We start from the raw sequence: 15275 nt of genomic DNA on the forward strand, positions 1-15275 counted from the left end.
ATTTACGCTTTCCCAGCTTCTTCTAAGGTAAGTGGCTTATGATCTTTACCAATTTCAAAGATAGAGCTCAATAGAACCTTTGTATAAGGATGTTTTGCATCTGCTAAATGGAATGCATCTAGCTCTTCAACGATAGCGCCTTTGTACATTACGACCACCTTGTGGCACATAGTACGAATGAACGCAATATCATGAGCGATAAATAGATATGTTAAATTTTTCTTTTTTTGTAAACGCGCTAGTAAATAGGCGATGGAGTCTTGTACAGACACGTCTAGAGCACTTGTTGCCTCATCTAGAACAAGAATTTCAGGTTCAAGTACAATAGCACGGGCAATAGCCACACGTTGACGTTGGCCGCCAGACATTTCATGAGGATAACGATGCATGAACTCGCGAGGTAGGTCTACCATTTCAAGATAGTCACCTGCGATTTGTTCTTCTTTACCTTTTTCAAGAAGCCCAAAATTGTATAACGGTTCAAGAATAATATCCTTTACCTTCATACGAGGATTGAAGGCTGCAGATGGATCTTGGAATACCATTTGAATTTTCTTGCGATATTCTTTCGTTTGCTCAGAGTTCATATGTTGAATCTCTACACCATCTACATAAATCTCGCCTTCTGTGATAGGCAGCATCTTCATAATCATACGAACCAAAGTCGTTTTACCAGAGCCAGATTCCCCTACAATCCCAAGGGACTGGCCTTTTTCTAAGGTGATATTAATACTCTTACACGCTTCGAGCTCACCACCAGTAGGAAGTGGGAATCGTTTACATACATTTTTTAATTCTACAGCGTAGTTAGTCAATGTAACGACCTCCTTCCAATGTTGGTACAGCATCTTTTAATTGCTTCGTATATTCATTAGATGGGTTTTCCAAAATATCTTGCGGTGTGCCAGCATCAACAACACGACCCTTTTTCATAACAATTATATAGTCGGACATATAGGCCGCTACACCAAGGTTATGCGTAACCATTACGATAGCAGAATTATGCTCTTTAGCAAGTTCTAGCATTTGCATAACAACTTGAGACTGTGTCGTTACATCTAGTGCCGACGTCGGTTCATCACCGATGAGCAATGCTGGGTCTAAAGCTAATGCCATAGCAATGCCCACACGTTGTCTTTGACCACCAGATAATTCATGAGGATAACGGCGCAATATATCTGCCCCATTAGGAAGAGAAACAGATTCTAATAACTCAATTGCTCGTCGATCACATTCATCATTGGTAATTTCTATATGAGATTTAAATAATTCTCTAAACTGTTTACCAATGCGAACTATTGGGTCTAAAGCACTACCACTATCTTGGAAAATCATGGCCATGTCTTTACCACGTATAGCTCTCCACTCTGACTTAGATAGGGTGCGAAGGTCTTGACCATTAAAGATCATTGTACCATCTGTGACCTCACCACCTATAGGCAATAAACCCATGAGGGCCCGGATCACGGTAGTTTTACCGGATCCAGATTCCCCTACAATGGTCAATACCTTACCGCGTTCCAAGGTAAAGTTTACATCCATAACAGCAGGCACACCTTGGTACGCGATGTTAAGGTTCTCTACAGTTAGTATGTTTTCTGCCATTATAGCTCCTTATTATTTTGTAATTTTATTAGTAATCCAGTAGTAGTCACTTGGGTACATAACAGCACCTTTCAAGTAAGAACCAGTAACGATATTAGTTTTAGGGTAACCTAAGAATAATGCAGCACCATCATTCATCAATAATTGTTGAATTTGAATTGCATAGTCACGACGTTTTGCAGGATCAAATTCAGTTTCAGCAGCATCTAATAATTGGTCAACTTGTGGATTGGAGTAACCAGAACCGTTTTGAGGGTTGGAACCATCCACATTAGTATGCCAGTAGTTAGCTAAGAACCAGATTGGATCGCCTGTATTAGCAGTTACGATGTTGGAGATAAGCATATCATAGTCGCCATCTTGACCCATTTTATCAATCAAGTTATAGTCAACTGTTTTGATTTTCATGTCGATACCCACTTTTTTAAGGTCTGCTTGAACAGCTTCTGCATAAAGTGGTAATTCTGCACGAGAGTTATATACTACGAAGTTGAATGTTAATGGTTTGCCATCTTTATCAAGGATGCCGTCCCCATCAGTATCTTTCCAGCCATCTTCTGCTAATAATTGTTTAGAACGTTCAGGATTATACGCATTAGGATCTTTCAAATCTTTGAAGCCATAGTCCATGGATGGTGGAATTGGTGCGGAACCAGGAATGAATGTGCCTTTTAGCAATACATCGGCATAGTTTTTGCGATCTGTTGCGGAAATTACAGCTGCACGAACTTTGTCATCACCAAGAACACCTTTTTGGTTGATACGAGCCAATACTACGCGAAGAGATGCGATTTCATCAACCTTGAACTTATCGTTATTTTGGAATAAGCCCATTTCACCAGCACCGATGTTAACCGCCATATCAACATCACCAGATTGCAAGCTCATAGCACGCGTATTAGGATCGTCGATGGAAGGAATTTCTACAGTTTTAAATGGTACTGTACCATCCCAATAGTTTTCGTTAGCAGCCATCTCAGCACGTTCTTTTGTGAAAGATTTAACTACGTATGGACCTGTACCAATAGGACCTTCCTTCGCAAAGTTACGGCCATCTTTTTCAGATTGTACATCAACGATTAGGAATAACGGATCCGCTAAAAGGCCAGGCATATTAGGATATTCTTTTGTTGTATGAATAACTAATTGTTGACCATTAGCTTCCATAGAGTCATATTCGAAGAATGTTTTTGCACGATTGGATTTTTCAAAAGCCCGTTCGATAGATGCTTTAACTGCTGCAGCATCAACTTTTTTACCATTAGAGAATTTCACCTTATCATTGATTGTGAAAGTCCACGTTTTATGGTCTGGGGATACTTCCCATTTAGATGCAATCCATGGTTGAGGTTTCATTTGTTCGTCAAACTTAGCCAATGTTTCGCCTACACCATAGCGCATGACAACCCATGCGAAGAAGTTTTCTGTAGGTTCTAATGTGGATGCGAAGTTAGTTACACCAACTTTTAAAACATCCTTATTAGCAGCACCATTATTATCAGAGCCGCAACCAGCAATGAAGGAACCCATCATTACAATGCTAAGACCTGCTAAGAGGGCTTTTTTCCAAGATTTTTTCATGTAAAATCTCCTTGTACCATTACATATAAACATAAAACATACACATCATGACCACTACAATCTACAATAGTCATAATGGAAAAACCTTATTACCGCCTATTTATATAACAACTTTCACAACACAAGCTATAAATAAGCATCACACGTAACTAACCTTGGTTCTTAGGATCCACTACGTCCCGTAAGGAATCAGACCAAAGGTTAAAGATAGCAACTACGATAAGGATGGACATACCAGGGAATGCCATGAGCCAAGGGCTCGTTTGCAAATATTGGCGTCCTTCATTAAGCATAAGACCCCATTCTGGTGTTGGTGGTTGAGCACCAAATCCAAGGAAGGAAAGACCTGCTACTTCAATCATGATAGCCCCAATATCAAGTGCCCCTGTTGTAACAACAAGAGGAAGGATATTGGGAATGATATGACGTCTTAGAATAGTCGTTGTAGAGGCCCCCATCATGACAGCAGCCGTTACATACTCTTCACCGCGAACTTTCAACGTCATAGACCGTACAAGACGAGCATATTTTGCCCAACCAACTACAGATAGCGCTATAATCGTATTCACAATGCTACCACCCAAAATACCAGCAATAGCAATGGCTAACACAACGCCTGGGAAGGATAACATAATATCTGCAAGACGCATGAGGACCATTTCGATTTTACCACCGAAATAACCAGCTACGGCACCGATAATAGTACCAATGCTTACCATGATAACAACGATACTGACACCCATAAACAAGGATAACTGTGTACCATAAATGATGCGAGACAATACATCACGACCAAGCTTATCTGTACCAAACCAATGTTGACTACTTGGCGCTTGTAATGCTTGACTCAGATTTGAGCTAAAAGCATCACCCGGAGCAAGCCATGGTGCAAAAATAGCAATGAGTACAACAATAATCATCAATGTACTGTAGAAAGAGAACAGTTTATGTTTTTGAATAAATTCTGCCATTATGCTCTCTCCCTTTTTAATCTAGGGTCTAACAAGATATATGACGCATCAACTAATGCATTAATACACATATATGCTAAGGCAACCCACAACACAAAACCTTCGATCAATGGATAGTCGCGCATGGTAATGGCATATACTGCCATATTCCCAAGACCAGGCCAGGAGAATACCATTTCAATAACTGCAACACCGCCTAATAACCAACCGATGACAACGCCCAGTATAGTGATAAGTGGTAATACTGCATTAGGCAAAATATGACCGAATAAAATTTTCATCTCACTCACACCACGAGCACGTGCGCCGATAACATAATCCTTTTGCATTTCTTCAAGAATAACGAGACGAACTTGGCGCATGTACTTGGACCCGACTACAACAGCTAATGTAACGGCTGGTAGAATTACACCGATAGGAGTTACACGAGAAGATGCAATAGGAACAAGTCCTAATTTAAGGCCAAAGATATAAATCAGTACAAGGCCTAACCAGAATGATGGCATAGACACGCCTACAAAGGAAGCAACGCGCAACAGATAGTCGATCCATTTGTTTCGATTTAAGGCGCTTATAATCCCTGCCGGCAATGCATAGAGCAATGTAAATACTAATGATGTACCTGCTAACATAACTGTCCCTGGCAAAGCCTCCAACATACGATCTACAACAGGCTTTTTAGCAGAGTAACTCATCCCTAAGTCACCTTGTGCAGCATTCACAACCCAGTTTGCATATTGCACTAAGAACGGTTTATCTAACCCAAGCTGAGCTCGAGTTTCATCGATAAGCTCCTGAGACACGATAGTATCTGCCGTTTCTAGTAACATCGTAACTGGATCGCCTGGTGCTAAATAAGTGAGACAAAATGTTAAAAAAGTAATGCCAAACAGTGTAACAATGAATTGACCTAGCTGTTTAGCAAAGCGTTTGCCCATAGGCGCCTCCTCCTATACTCTCTAAATACTACAATAATCTAAATGAACAACTAATATGCTTATCGCTCCCGATATAGCAGAGGTGCATATAGGAAAACGACAAAAAAGGTTAGTCCACCTGACTAACCTAAATTAAGTATAGTATGTACAATACCATACATTTAGAGCAGGCTTTCTGACTCATGATTCATCGCAACATTTCGGCCTTCCCAGTTTCCCAGTGACCCTATAATGAAACCTTGCTCCTCATTACAGCTATTTGCATAGTATGGGATTTACACCCATTTTCCTCTTTTACGCTCGGTGAATACCGACACTCACTAGTTCATTCATTTTTATCGATTATAAATATACTATATTAATATCCTATTTACAATACATATACCCCTTATAGGTATATGTACATCGTAGATTTTCAATATAATTTTTATACTAATAAAAATTATCGATTACTGATTAAGTCTCTATTTATGTATAAACCTATGCAAATCACTTTATATATATGATTTTTTCTGTATTAACTGTATGCAACTGTATATATATTAATTATTATTATAATGGTAATTTTCTCATAATTTTTTTTTATACATGCCAAAAAACTTTTAATCACTTTAGTAACTATCAATTATTTATAATCAATAAAACCATAAATAATAAGTCTGATTAATATACCAAAAAGAGGCTGTTACTAAGTAACAGCCTCTTATAAGACGAGAGTTATTTAATTAATCGATACTTTGTTGTAAGCGGTGCGCTTTGCGTGTAGCCCACGCTTTACGCAAAACATAGATCACAAGACCAATGCTTACTGCCACGGCACTACCAACCATAGCATCAAAGCCACATGCATAGATAGCATACAAGCAGTAGATAACGCCTGCACCAAATACGTAATTGGAGCGTTTAATACGGCTTTCAGCTACACCAGCCATACGCATCATTGTAGGTACTGCTAAGATGCACAATACATATGGTACTACGTTAGTTACAACCGCCAAGTTTACCAATACTTCAAATTGCTCACGCAAGGAATCACTTGCAGTGAACAATGTAAGTAATGTTTCAACAGCGAGTAGAATGAATACGCCGCGAACAGGAGCATCCTTACTATTTACACGAGCGAATACTTTAGGGAAGTAACCATGTTCCGCTGCGCTTTTAAATACACGAGACAATGTGAATTGCCAGCAAAGTAAAGCGCCAAAGCAAGAAATAACCATTGCAGCCATCACGATGTTTGCAATTGTATCATTGAACATGTATACGAATGTCAAACCGAATGGTGCGTTAGAATTTAATAAGTCGATGTTAGGCACGATACCGGCCATAACATTTGTGGACAAGATGTAAACCACTGCCACTGCTAATGTACCCGCTACAGTTGCGATAGGTACGTTTTTCTTTGGATTCTCAACAGCATCAGCATTAGCCGCTGCGGACTCAAATCCTAGGAAGCCCCACAAAGTGAGGGAAATGGATTGTTTTACTGCATCGTAAAACGGAAGATCATTTGGGTTCCAGGCCGCCCAATAAATAGACGGGTCAAACCAATACCAGCCGATTGTACCAATTAATAAAACCGGCACAATAGAGCCCCAAATAGTCATGTTGCTGAGTCGACCTGTGAAGCGATTACCACGGAAGTTCAAAATCGCTGCAAACCACAAAAGCACAATTGTTACTTGGCTTGTTTGTGTTGCATTAAGGTCAACACCAAAGAAAGCTGCGCCATAACCTACGGCAGATACCGCGATGGCGATATTAGCAATGATGAGAGATATGCTGTAAGCATAGCTCGCCATAAAATGTCCAGTTTTACCGAAGCGGTGTTCTGCATAACCGCCCATGCCCCCTCTAATCTGGGAGAACATACCCGCTTGAGCAAAAATATACGCTAACAGAAGCGCACCCACAGCTGTTACGAGCCAAGATAAAACTGAAATAGTACCAACTTGAGCCAAATTAGTTGGTAACATAATGATCCCAGCTCCTAGCATATTGGCTGCTACCATTGTGGTTAGCTGGAATACAGACATTTTTTTAGCGGTGGTTTTCATGTATCAATCCCCTTTCAAAAGGTGAATTTTTTCTCGTCCATAATTCACTTAAATATAATATACCGCTAAGTAAATTCAGTTCGTGCTGTGATGGGCTTGAATGTAAATTTACCGTTGTTATTCTTATTACGAATTAAATAATAACACCTATGAACCCAAAATGAAAGTACTTTATTGGCGGACAAGCATTATTACACGAATTGAATAAATTATAGTTAATTTATCATCTAAAACGAACAGAACTCATTTTATCAATGACAGGGTATATTTTTACCCCATTTTATTCTGTGTATATATGTGATTTTTACTATCTATCACGGTTATAGTTTCGTAGTACAAGACTATTGTTTTCGAGCAGTCCACTGTATGCGTACACAAATTTACACCATTTTAATAGTAATTTATCAATTAGAATGACTCTTTTCTAGAAATTATCTATCATTCAAATAAAAAAATCGATATGCACATAAGCCGCAAAGAAAACTATTATAACCTTTGGTATAGAACTTATATGTATATCGATCTTATTTAGAATCTTATTCTTGTACAGAATTAACAATCGCATTCCACTGAGCAATTTGTTTTTCTTCTCCGGCGATAACAGCTTTACCATTGTTCCGTTGTCTTTCCACACATTCTGGAGCTGTACCAGAATAGTTATTACGGCCAGCTATGCAAGCTTCGATGGAAATAGCATCAAGTATATCTGCATCAAAATGGTCGGATATAGCTTTAAAATCCTCAACGGATAAATCAAGCAATACGCAACCTTTTTCAATGCAATGATGTACAGCATTACCTACGATTTCATGAGCTTCACGGAATGGAACGCCTTTTTTCGCAAGGTAATCGGCCATATCTGTAGCATTAGAGAAATCATCATCGAGGACAGCTTTCATATGCGCCCCATTGACCTTCATACCACGGACCATAGCCGCATTAATGGACAATGCAAAGTGTACTGTATCGATAGCATCAAAAATACCCTCTTTATCCTCTTGCATATCTTTATTATATGTAAGTGGTAAGCCTTTTAATGTAGTTAATAAACCTAACAAGTGGCCATAGGTACGACCTGTTTTACCACGAACAAGTTCACATACGTCAGGATTTTTCTTTTGTGGCATAATGCTAGAGCCTGTGCAATGAGCATCATCGAGTTCAATGAAGTTAAACTCATTAGTAGACCACAAAATCAATTCTTCGCTAAGACGGCTCAAGTGCATCATCACAAGAGATGCAAAGGACAAGAATTCAACTACATAGTCACGGTCGGATACGGCATCCATACTATTTTCGTAAATACGGGAGAAGCCGAGTAGCTTTTGCGTATAGGTTTGATCAATACCGTATGTAGAACCTGCTAAGGCCCCTGCACCAAGTGGCATGATATCTGCATGTTTGAAGACCATCAACAAACGGTCAAAGTCGCGTTCTAGCATAGAGAAGTATGCCATCATATGATGACCAAATAATACAGGTTGCGCCCGTTGTAAATGCGTATAGCCAGGCATGATAACATCACTGTATTTTTCAGCCGTTTCGATGAGGGCTTTTTGCATATCTACGATGAGCTCGCCCATTTCTACAACGGCTTTACGCACGTACATATGTAAATCAACTGCACATTGGTCATTACGGCTACGACCTGTATGTAAACGGCCACCTGCTTCGCCGATATCATCGGTTAGGCGCTTTTCAATATTCATATGAATATCTTCAAGAGCTACGGAGAATGAGAACTCCCCTTTATCGATTTGGCCTTTAATCTTTGTTAAGCCCTCAACAATAGCATCCCGATCTGCGTCGGAGATAATATTTTGTTTTGCCAGCATTGTAGCATGTGCTTTACTGCCTGCAATATCTTCGGCGTACATCCGCGCATCAAAAGCGATAGAGGATGTAAAATCCTCTACCGCTTTATCAGTGCCTTTTGTGAAACGCCCTCCCCACAATTTAGCCATTATTTACCTGCCTTTTCTTTCATCAATGCATTAATTTTAAGAGGTAAACCGAACAAGTTAATGAAACCAGCCGCATCAGCTTGGTTGTATACATCATCTTCTTCGAATGTTACGAAATCTTCGCTGTACAAGGAGTATGGAGATGTTGCACCAGCAGAGATAATGTTGCCTTTGTACAATTTAAGTTTTACTTCACCAGTTACAGTTTTTTGAGTTTCATCAACGAATGCTTGCAAAGCGCTCATCAATGGTGCGAACCACATGCCATCGTATACAAGTTCAGCGTATTTGTTAGCAATAAGTTCTTTGTAGTGGTATGTAGCTCTGTCGAGGCAAAGGTATTCAAGTTCTCTGTGAGCATACATGATGATGGATCCACCTGGGTTTTCATAAACGCCACGGGATTTCATGCCTACCAATCTATTTTCAACGATATCCACAACGCCTACGCCATAGTGTGCACCGATTTCGTTGAGTTTTTCTAACAATTGTAAAGGAGTACCTTCTTGGCCATCTACTGCTACAGGTACGCCATCTTTGAAGGATACAGTTACATAACCAGCTTCATCTGGAGCTTGTTCAGGAGTATGTGTTACCAAGTACACATCATCTTTAGGAGCATTTGCTGGATTTTCAAGATCGCCGCCTTCATGGGACAAATGCCATACGTTTTGGTCCATGGAATACGGATGGGATTTCGTAGCTACAACTGGAATATCATGTTTAGCAGCATATTCCATGCAGTCTGTTCTGGATTTCAAATCCCATTCTCTCCAAGGAGCGATGATTTTCATATTAGGAGCCAATGCTTTGATAGCAAGTTCGAAACGAACTTGGTCATTACCTTTACCAGTCGCACCGTGAGCGATAGCATCAGCACCTTCTTTTTTAGCAATATCTACAAGGATTTTACCGATTAAAGGTCTAGCGAAGGATGTACCTAATAAATATTTACCTTCATAAACTGCACCAGCTTTTACTGTTGGCCATACATAATCTTTTACGAACTCTTCTTTAGCATCAACGATGTACGCTTTAGAAGCACCAGATTTGATTGCTTTTTTCTCAACTGCATCATAATCCTCAGGTTGTCCTAAGTCTACGCACACTGCGATAACTTCAGCTCCATAATTTTCTTTTAGCCAAGGAATGATAACAGATGTGTCTAAGCCACCAGAATATGCGAGTACTACTTTATTTGCTTTACCCATGATAACACCTCATAAAAACTTACTATGTATTTAAACTCATATAATCAATATTATATCAGATAATTGTGAAAGCACCGTGGCATCTAGCTCAACGGTCATTCCCTCTTTCTGACAAAAAATAGTATACACCTGTATAATTATAAACGCAAGCATTATTTTTATTCAATTTAGTAATATATTTCGATTCCGAAACAATATAATAAAAAAGCTATATTCAGTGATTTAATACTAGACATAGCTTCATTTCTTACGATGGACTATCTATTCTTACTTAATATTAATAGGTGAAAACTGGTAATCTAAAGCTATCTTATAATCTGTAGTTGTATTTATTGATGCTTTTAAAGTATTAACTATTAAAGACTGAATTTCACCTATAACCGAGTAAAGCTCATTTTGAGCTTCATTAATAATCGCTTCAATACGAACATCTAAATCATAAGACCTAGAAATTCTATAATCACCTGTACTGTAGTCTACATTGCTAAATAGCTTTAATATATTTATCTTAGATATCGCTATATCGAAAGCATTTATACTATTTAATATATTATTTTTATCTATTTCATTTACGCCTATAACGGTCTCATTTTGAATATGTGGGATTGAATCCACAATGTATTGCTCTCTAACAGCAACTCGCAAAGACTCATCAGTCATTATTTGTTCTCTATCTAACGCTTTATCCCAAAAGCAATGCCTTACAGTCATACAATCATGTTCATCATCGTAGTAAACTATCCAGTTTTCAAATTTATTAGCATCTGTTTGTTCAATATAAAAGATTTCACGGGCATAGGAATCAATATCAAGTGCTTCAGACTTATAATCTAATCCTCCAGGACCTCTTAAATAATAGGATATAAAATTCTCCAATCGAAGCATAGCAAACTTAATAATAGGTTTTGCTCCAATATAAATAGATAAAAAATTGCCTTCCTCATACTGCTTTAATTCAATATTATCCAATAATTATGCTCCTAATACTCAAAACTCTCTCTAAATGTATGTATCTATTATTACTAATGTAGCAAAAAAATCTCTGTTCGCCAATTAATTATTCATTAGCAAACAGAGATTATAAAATATATTCAATTATTCATCCACAAGTTCTAAGTCTTGTTGGTATGCATAGTCCGCTTCCGCTTGTGTAATCATGCCTTGGTCTACCATTTGTTCGAGCACCAGTTTTTGTCTAGCCTTAGCCCCTTTATAGTTTGTATATGGATCTAAATAGGATGGTGCATTAGGTAGTGCTGCAAGGAGTGCACTTTGCCCTAATGTCAATCGGCTTGGACTTGTTCCAAAGTAGCCATGAGCAGCTTCGTAAATGCCGTAGTAATTATGACCATAATATACAGTATTTAAATACATGGTGAGGATTTCTTCTTTCGAGTAGTAATGTTCCATTTCACTAGCAAGGATTGCTTCCTCTACCTTACGACTCATGATGCGTTTTGATGAAAGGAAGAGATTTTTTACTACTTGTTGTGTAATAGTACTCCCACCCTCTACAGTTTCACCTGCTATAGTATTGGTATAAAAGGCGCGAATAATACCGAGCACATCAATAGCTCCATGTTTATAGTACCGCTTATCCTCAATGGCGATAAGTGCATTCTTTGTATATTCTGGAATGACATCACCCTTCACCCAGTGTTCTTTAGAAACACGTTGATTAAGGGCCACCTCTACCTTTTCTTTAAATGTAAATATTCGTATGATACGATCCGTACGGCTGAGGGTATCTTCACTTTGTTCTATGCGTTTTTCAACAGTTGTGTGAGCCTTACTTTCACGAGCTGCACCTTGAAAGCTATGGTATCCGTCATATATAAACATGGCCAATATGATGACCACCACGAACACCACTAGATTTCGAAGGTAGCGAAACACTTTCATTGCTTTCACCTATTTCATAAAGGACCATAGTATACATACAGTTATTAACTAACAGTATATACAACGCCTTATATACATATACTACTATAATGTGTATTAAATGTATTGTATCACATCAATCAAGAAGAAGATATGTATAGACCTTGCTATATAGCTGTTAGGAAAAGAATTCTAACAATATAAAAGAGAGAATCTTACTATTTATAACCAAGCGTATATCTACATATACAGATTTTATTCATATTAGGTATACTTATTAAGTTGTATTATAAACTTTACATGGAGTATAATAGTAAAGATGATAAAAACATGCCCATTGGAGGAGTATTATGAAACAATGTATGGATTCAGAAAATCTACATCGTCGATTGCGTAAAATCCTTGGTCAAGTGCAAGCTATTGATCGAATGATTGAAGAAGACATTCCATGCGAAGATGTATTGAGCCAAATTAATGCAGCTAAATCTGCACTACATAAAGTAGGTCAAGTAGTTCTTGAAGGACATATCAACCACTGCGTGCGAGATGGTATCGAACACGGTGACGTAGAGAAAACCATTAGCGACTTTACAAAAGCTGTAGAGCGTTTTGCAAACATGGGAAAATAAAGAAGAGGCTAAGAGGCCTCTTCTTTTTTTACCAAAAACAAGGCTCTACTAAATCTCGAAGCTCCCCCGAAAAAGCAAATAAAAATCAAATCTGATTAAAACATCCATCATATATGGCTCAAGAAAAAAGGACTCTACATTCGTAGAGTCCTTTATATTACCACAAAGTATTAGTCGTGGTTAGTTGTTAAGAATTCGCTCAATGCAGCGAGTGCATCATCTTCGTCAGCACCGTCAGCTGTCAATGTAACAGATGTGCCTTTTGTAGCGCCCAAAGTCAATACAGTTAAGATGGATTTAGCATCAGCTGTTTTACCGTTAGCAGCGATTGTCACTTTGGAAGCGTATTTAGCAGCCAATTGTGTGAAAGCTGTAGCAGGACGAGCATGTAAACCAGATTCGTTAGTAATTTCTACTGTTAATTCTTTCATGATAACCTCTTTCTATCTCGATAGGTAGTACCTATCCCATACGTTCTAATAGATATATTGTATCAATTTCAAGCATTTTAATTCAAGTATATTGAAAGTTCTTTGCTATATACTGATGAGCTTAACACTTTTCTTAGAGTTATACAGAATTATAGTAAGTCTTTTTCGGCTAGCACAGATTTAGCATAGTCTGTAATTTCTTCTGCTGTATCCATGGAAAGCGCTTTATTAGCCACCTCTTCACATTCTGCTTTAGAAACGGAACGCAAGATTTTCTTAATAAGAGGTATAGATGACGCTGTCATAGAGAATTCGTCAAGGCCAAGGCCTAATAGAATCATTGTGGCTACAGGGTCACCAGCTAGTTCACCGCACATGCCTGTAATTTTACCTTGTTCATGGCTCGCATCGATAACATGCTTGATAAGACGTAAGACACCTGGATGCAATGGTTGATATAGAGAACCAATAGACTCGTTCATACGGTCTACCGCCAAGGTGTATTGGCATAAATCATTTGTACCGATACTGAAGAAGTCTACGTATTTGGCCAAAATTGGAGAAATAACAGCCGCCGCTGGTACTTCGATCATAATGCCAACCTTGATATCCTTGTTGAATTCTTTGCCTTCAGCTGTAAGTTCTGCCTTACATTCTTCGAGCATAGCATTCGCTTGTTTCACTTCTTCTACGGAAGCAATCATAGGGTACATGATGTGAATATCGCCAAAGGAACTAGCACGCAATAACGCACGTAATTGTACTTTAAAGATATCCGGACGGTTCAAGGAAATACGAATTGCACGATAACCAAGGAATGGATTCATTTCAGTTGGCAAATCAAGGCATTTCAACTCCTTGTCACCGCCGATATCCATGGTACGGATGATAACAGGCTGCCCCTGCATATCTTCTGCAACTTTTTTATATTCTTCGAACTGCACATCTTCTGTTGGCAACTCGTCGTTTTCCATGTACAAGAATTCTGTACGATATAAGCCAATACCTTGTGCGCCCATTGTAAGAGCATGTTTAGCATCTTTAGATTTACCGATATTGCCAAATAATTCTACATGATGACCATCAGTTGTTTTTGCTTCAAGATTAGCAGATTCACGCAAGCGTTTCAATTCCTCTTGGTATGCAGCCGCTTGATTTGTATATTCAGCCCAATCCGCATCAGATGGATTTGTTTCCACAATACCATCTGTACCAAGTACAACAGCTTTCTCGCCCTCTACGAATCCTTCAATATCGCCAACACCCATAACAGCAGGAATTTCCAAGGTGCGCGCCATGATAGCTGCATGAGATGTAGGGCCACCAGCAGCTGTTACAATGCCTTTAACCACATTTTTATCTAAAGAGGCCGTATCAGATGGTGCCAAATCATGAGCCACCAAAATAACCTCCCCAGAAATATGGGATAAGCCACGTGGGTTCATACCTAACATATTGCGCATCAAACGATCACCAATATCTTTGATATCTGCACCGCGTTCACGCATATATGGATCTTCCATGCCAAGGAAGATATTCGCAAAGGTTTCAATAGTTTGAGCGGTAGCCGCCACTACATTAGTATGGCTAGTCTCAACGAGGGATTTAATACCATCAGACAAGGATGGGTCTTGCGCAATTTGCATATGAGCTTCGAAAATAGCCGCCTCTTCAGGGCCCATTTCTTTCAATGCCTTTTGGCGGATTGTATCCAATTGTTTTAAGGTGGATGCCATAGCAGCAGCGAACTTACCAATTTCCGCTTCTACCTTATCCTCTGCTACAGTGTAATCAGGAATGACAATTTCCTCTTGAATATATCTATATACATTGCCTACTGCAACGCCACGAGATCCAGAAATCCCTTGAATTCGCATATGTGTTCCTCTTTCTATTACGATAAACTACATTACTCTATATTCTATCATTTCTCTGACAAACAATAAAGTAATAGAGCCCTTTATATCCGCCTATTTAATCGTCCCACGTGGGTTATTTTCTGCTTAC

Annotated in this window: 13 protein-coding genes and 1 riboswitch; of the genes, 1 reads left to right on the forward strand and 12 read right to left on the reverse strand. The window is 38.8% G+C overall.

The genetic code is table 11. The features are described 5' to 3' along the window. Positions 1–2: 2 nt before the first annotated feature. The 10 genes from ACSV5T_RS03615 to ACSV5T_RS03660 all read right to left on the reverse strand — a co-directional run bounded on the left by ACSV5T_RS03615 (position 3) and on the right by ACSV5T_RS03660 (position 12229). On the reverse strand, positions 3–815 hold the full coding sequence (locus ACSV5T_RS03615) for an ABC transporter ATP-binding protein (RefSeq protein ID WP_438320312.1): 813 nt from the start codon (positions 813–815) through the stop codon (positions 3–5). Then, entirely contained in the window at positions 808–1605 is a 798-nt protein-coding gene (locus ACSV5T_RS03620; RefSeq protein ID WP_438320313.1) for an ABC transporter ATP-binding protein, read from the reverse strand. Before ACSV5T_RS03620 ends, ACSV5T_RS03615 begins: the two co-directional genes overlap by 8 nt. A 12-nt stretch (positions 1606–1617) precedes the next feature. Continuing rightward, entirely contained in the window at positions 1618–3186 is a 1569-nt protein-coding gene (locus tag ACSV5T_RS03625; RefSeq protein ID WP_227721085.1) for an ABC transporter substrate-binding protein, read from the reverse strand. 149 nt (positions 3187–3335) lie between these two features. Next, positions 3336–4157 carry a nickel transporter permease gene (gene nikC / locus ACSV5T_RS03630; RefSeq protein WP_005385374.1) on the reverse strand — a complete coding sequence of 274 codons (822 nt, stop codon included), beginning with the start codon at positions 4155–4157 and terminating at the stop codon, positions 3336–3338. Then, positions 4157–5095: a nickel ABC transporter permease gene (gene nikB / locus ACSV5T_RS03635; RefSeq protein ID WP_005385373.1), complete on the reverse strand. Its 939-nt coding sequence runs from the start codon at positions 5093–5095 to the stop codon at positions 4157–4159. Before nikB ends, nikC begins: the two co-directional genes overlap by 1 nt. Before the next feature lie 148 nt (positions 5096–5243). Further along, a riboswitch (cobalamin riboswitch) is annotated at positions 5244–5431 on the reverse strand. A gap of 389 nt (positions 5432–5820) precedes the next feature. Beyond that, entirely contained in the window at positions 5821–7152 is a 1332-nt protein-coding gene (gene potE / locus ACSV5T_RS03640; protein ID WP_119207024.1) for a putrescine-ornithine antiporter, read from the reverse strand. A gap of 536 nt (positions 7153–7688) precedes the next feature. Then, entirely contained in the window at positions 7689–9116 is a 1428-nt protein-coding gene (gene argH, locus ACSV5T_RS03645) for an argininosuccinate lyase (RefSeq protein WP_119207025.1), read from the reverse strand. After that, positions 9116–10327 carry an argininosuccinate synthase gene (locus ACSV5T_RS03650; RefSeq protein WP_060924392.1) on the reverse strand — a complete coding sequence of 404 codons (1212 nt, stop codon included), beginning with the start codon at positions 10325–10327 and terminating at the stop codon, positions 9116–9118. The genes argH and ACSV5T_RS03650 overlap by 1 nt, the downstream gene beginning before the upstream one ends. 267 nt (positions 10328–10594) lie before the next feature. Further along, positions 10595–11296, reverse strand: a complete 702-nt coding sequence (locus ACSV5T_RS03655) for a hypothetical protein (protein ID WP_119207027.1) — start codon at positions 11294–11296, stop codon at positions 10595–10597. 126 nt (positions 11297–11422) lie between these two features. Next, positions 11423–12229, reverse strand: a complete 807-nt coding sequence (locus ACSV5T_RS03660; RefSeq protein ID WP_119207028.1) for a transglycosylase domain-containing protein — start codon at positions 12227–12229, stop codon at positions 11423–11425. A gap of 329 nt (positions 12230–12558) precedes the next feature. Between ACSV5T_RS03660 and ACSV5T_RS03665 the strand changes: the two genes are divergently transcribed. Then, positions 12559–12837 (forward strand): metal-sensing transcriptional repressor, encoded by a 279-nt coding sequence (locus ACSV5T_RS03665; protein ID WP_004695033.1) that lies wholly within the window; start codon positions 12559–12561, stop codon positions 12835–12837. 170 nt (positions 12838–13007) lie between these two features. Here ACSV5T_RS03665 and ACSV5T_RS03670 read toward each other — a convergent pair whose 3' ends face one another. Both ACSV5T_RS03670 and ptsP read right to left on the reverse strand, forming a co-directional pair. Then, positions 13008–13268 (reverse strand): HPr family phosphocarrier protein, encoded by a 261-nt coding sequence (locus ACSV5T_RS03670; RefSeq protein WP_009352491.1) that lies wholly within the window; start codon positions 13266–13268, stop codon positions 13008–13010. A gap of 149 nt (positions 13269–13417) precedes the next feature. Continuing rightward, a complete protein-coding gene (gene ptsP / locus ACSV5T_RS03675; protein ID WP_438320314.1) occupies positions 13418–15145 on the reverse strand; it encodes a phosphoenolpyruvate--protein phosphotransferase in 1728 nt (575 codons plus the stop codon). Positions 15146–15275 lie beyond the last annotated feature (130 nt).

The sequence above is a fragment of the Veillonella sp. ZSJB6 genome, from assembly GCF_051549505.1.
Lineage (GTDB): Bacteria > Bacillota > Negativicutes > Veillonellales > Veillonellaceae > Veillonella.

Coding starts and splice junctions, on each gene's coding strand:
- ACSV5T_RS03620 (WP_438320313.1), bottom strand. CDS start 1,605: ATGGCAGAAAACATACTAACTGTAGAGAACCTTAACATCGCGTACCAA.
- ACSV5T_RS03625 (WP_227721085.1), bottom strand. CDS start 3,186: ATGAAAAAATCTTGGAAAAAAGCCCTCTTAGCAGGTCTTAGCATTGTA.
- nikC (WP_005385374.1), bottom strand. CDS start 4,157: ATGGCAGAATTTATTCAAAAACATAAACTGTTCTCTTTCTACAGTACA.
- nikB (WP_005385373.1), bottom strand. CDS start 5,095: ATGGGCAAACGCTTTGCTAAACAGCTAGGTCAATTCATTGTTACACTG.
- potE (WP_119207024.1), bottom strand. CDS start 7,152: ATGAAAACCACCGCTAAAAAAATGTCTGTATTCCAGCTAACCACAATG.
- argH (WP_119207025.1), bottom strand. CDS start 9,116: ATGGCTAAATTGTGGGGAGGGCGTTTCACAAAAGGCACTGATAAAGCG.
- ACSV5T_RS03650 (WP_060924392.1), bottom strand. CDS start 10,327: ATGGGTAAAGCAAATAAAGTAGTACTCGCATATTCTGGTGGCTTAGAC.
- ACSV5T_RS03660 (WP_119207028.1), bottom strand. CDS start 12,229: ATGAAAGTGTTTCGCTACCTTCGAAATCTAGTGGTGTTCGTGGTGGTC.
- ACSV5T_RS03665 (WP_004695033.1), top strand. CDS start 12,559: ATGAAACAATGTATGGATTCAGAAAATCTACATCGTCGATTGCGTAAA.
- ACSV5T_RS03670 (WP_009352491.1), bottom strand. CDS start 13,268: ATGAAAGAATTAACAGTAGAAATTACTAACGAATCTGGTTTACATGCT.
- ptsP (WP_438320314.1), bottom strand. CDS start 15,145: ATGCGAATTCAAGGGATTTCTGGATCTCGTGGCGTTGCAGTAGGCAAT.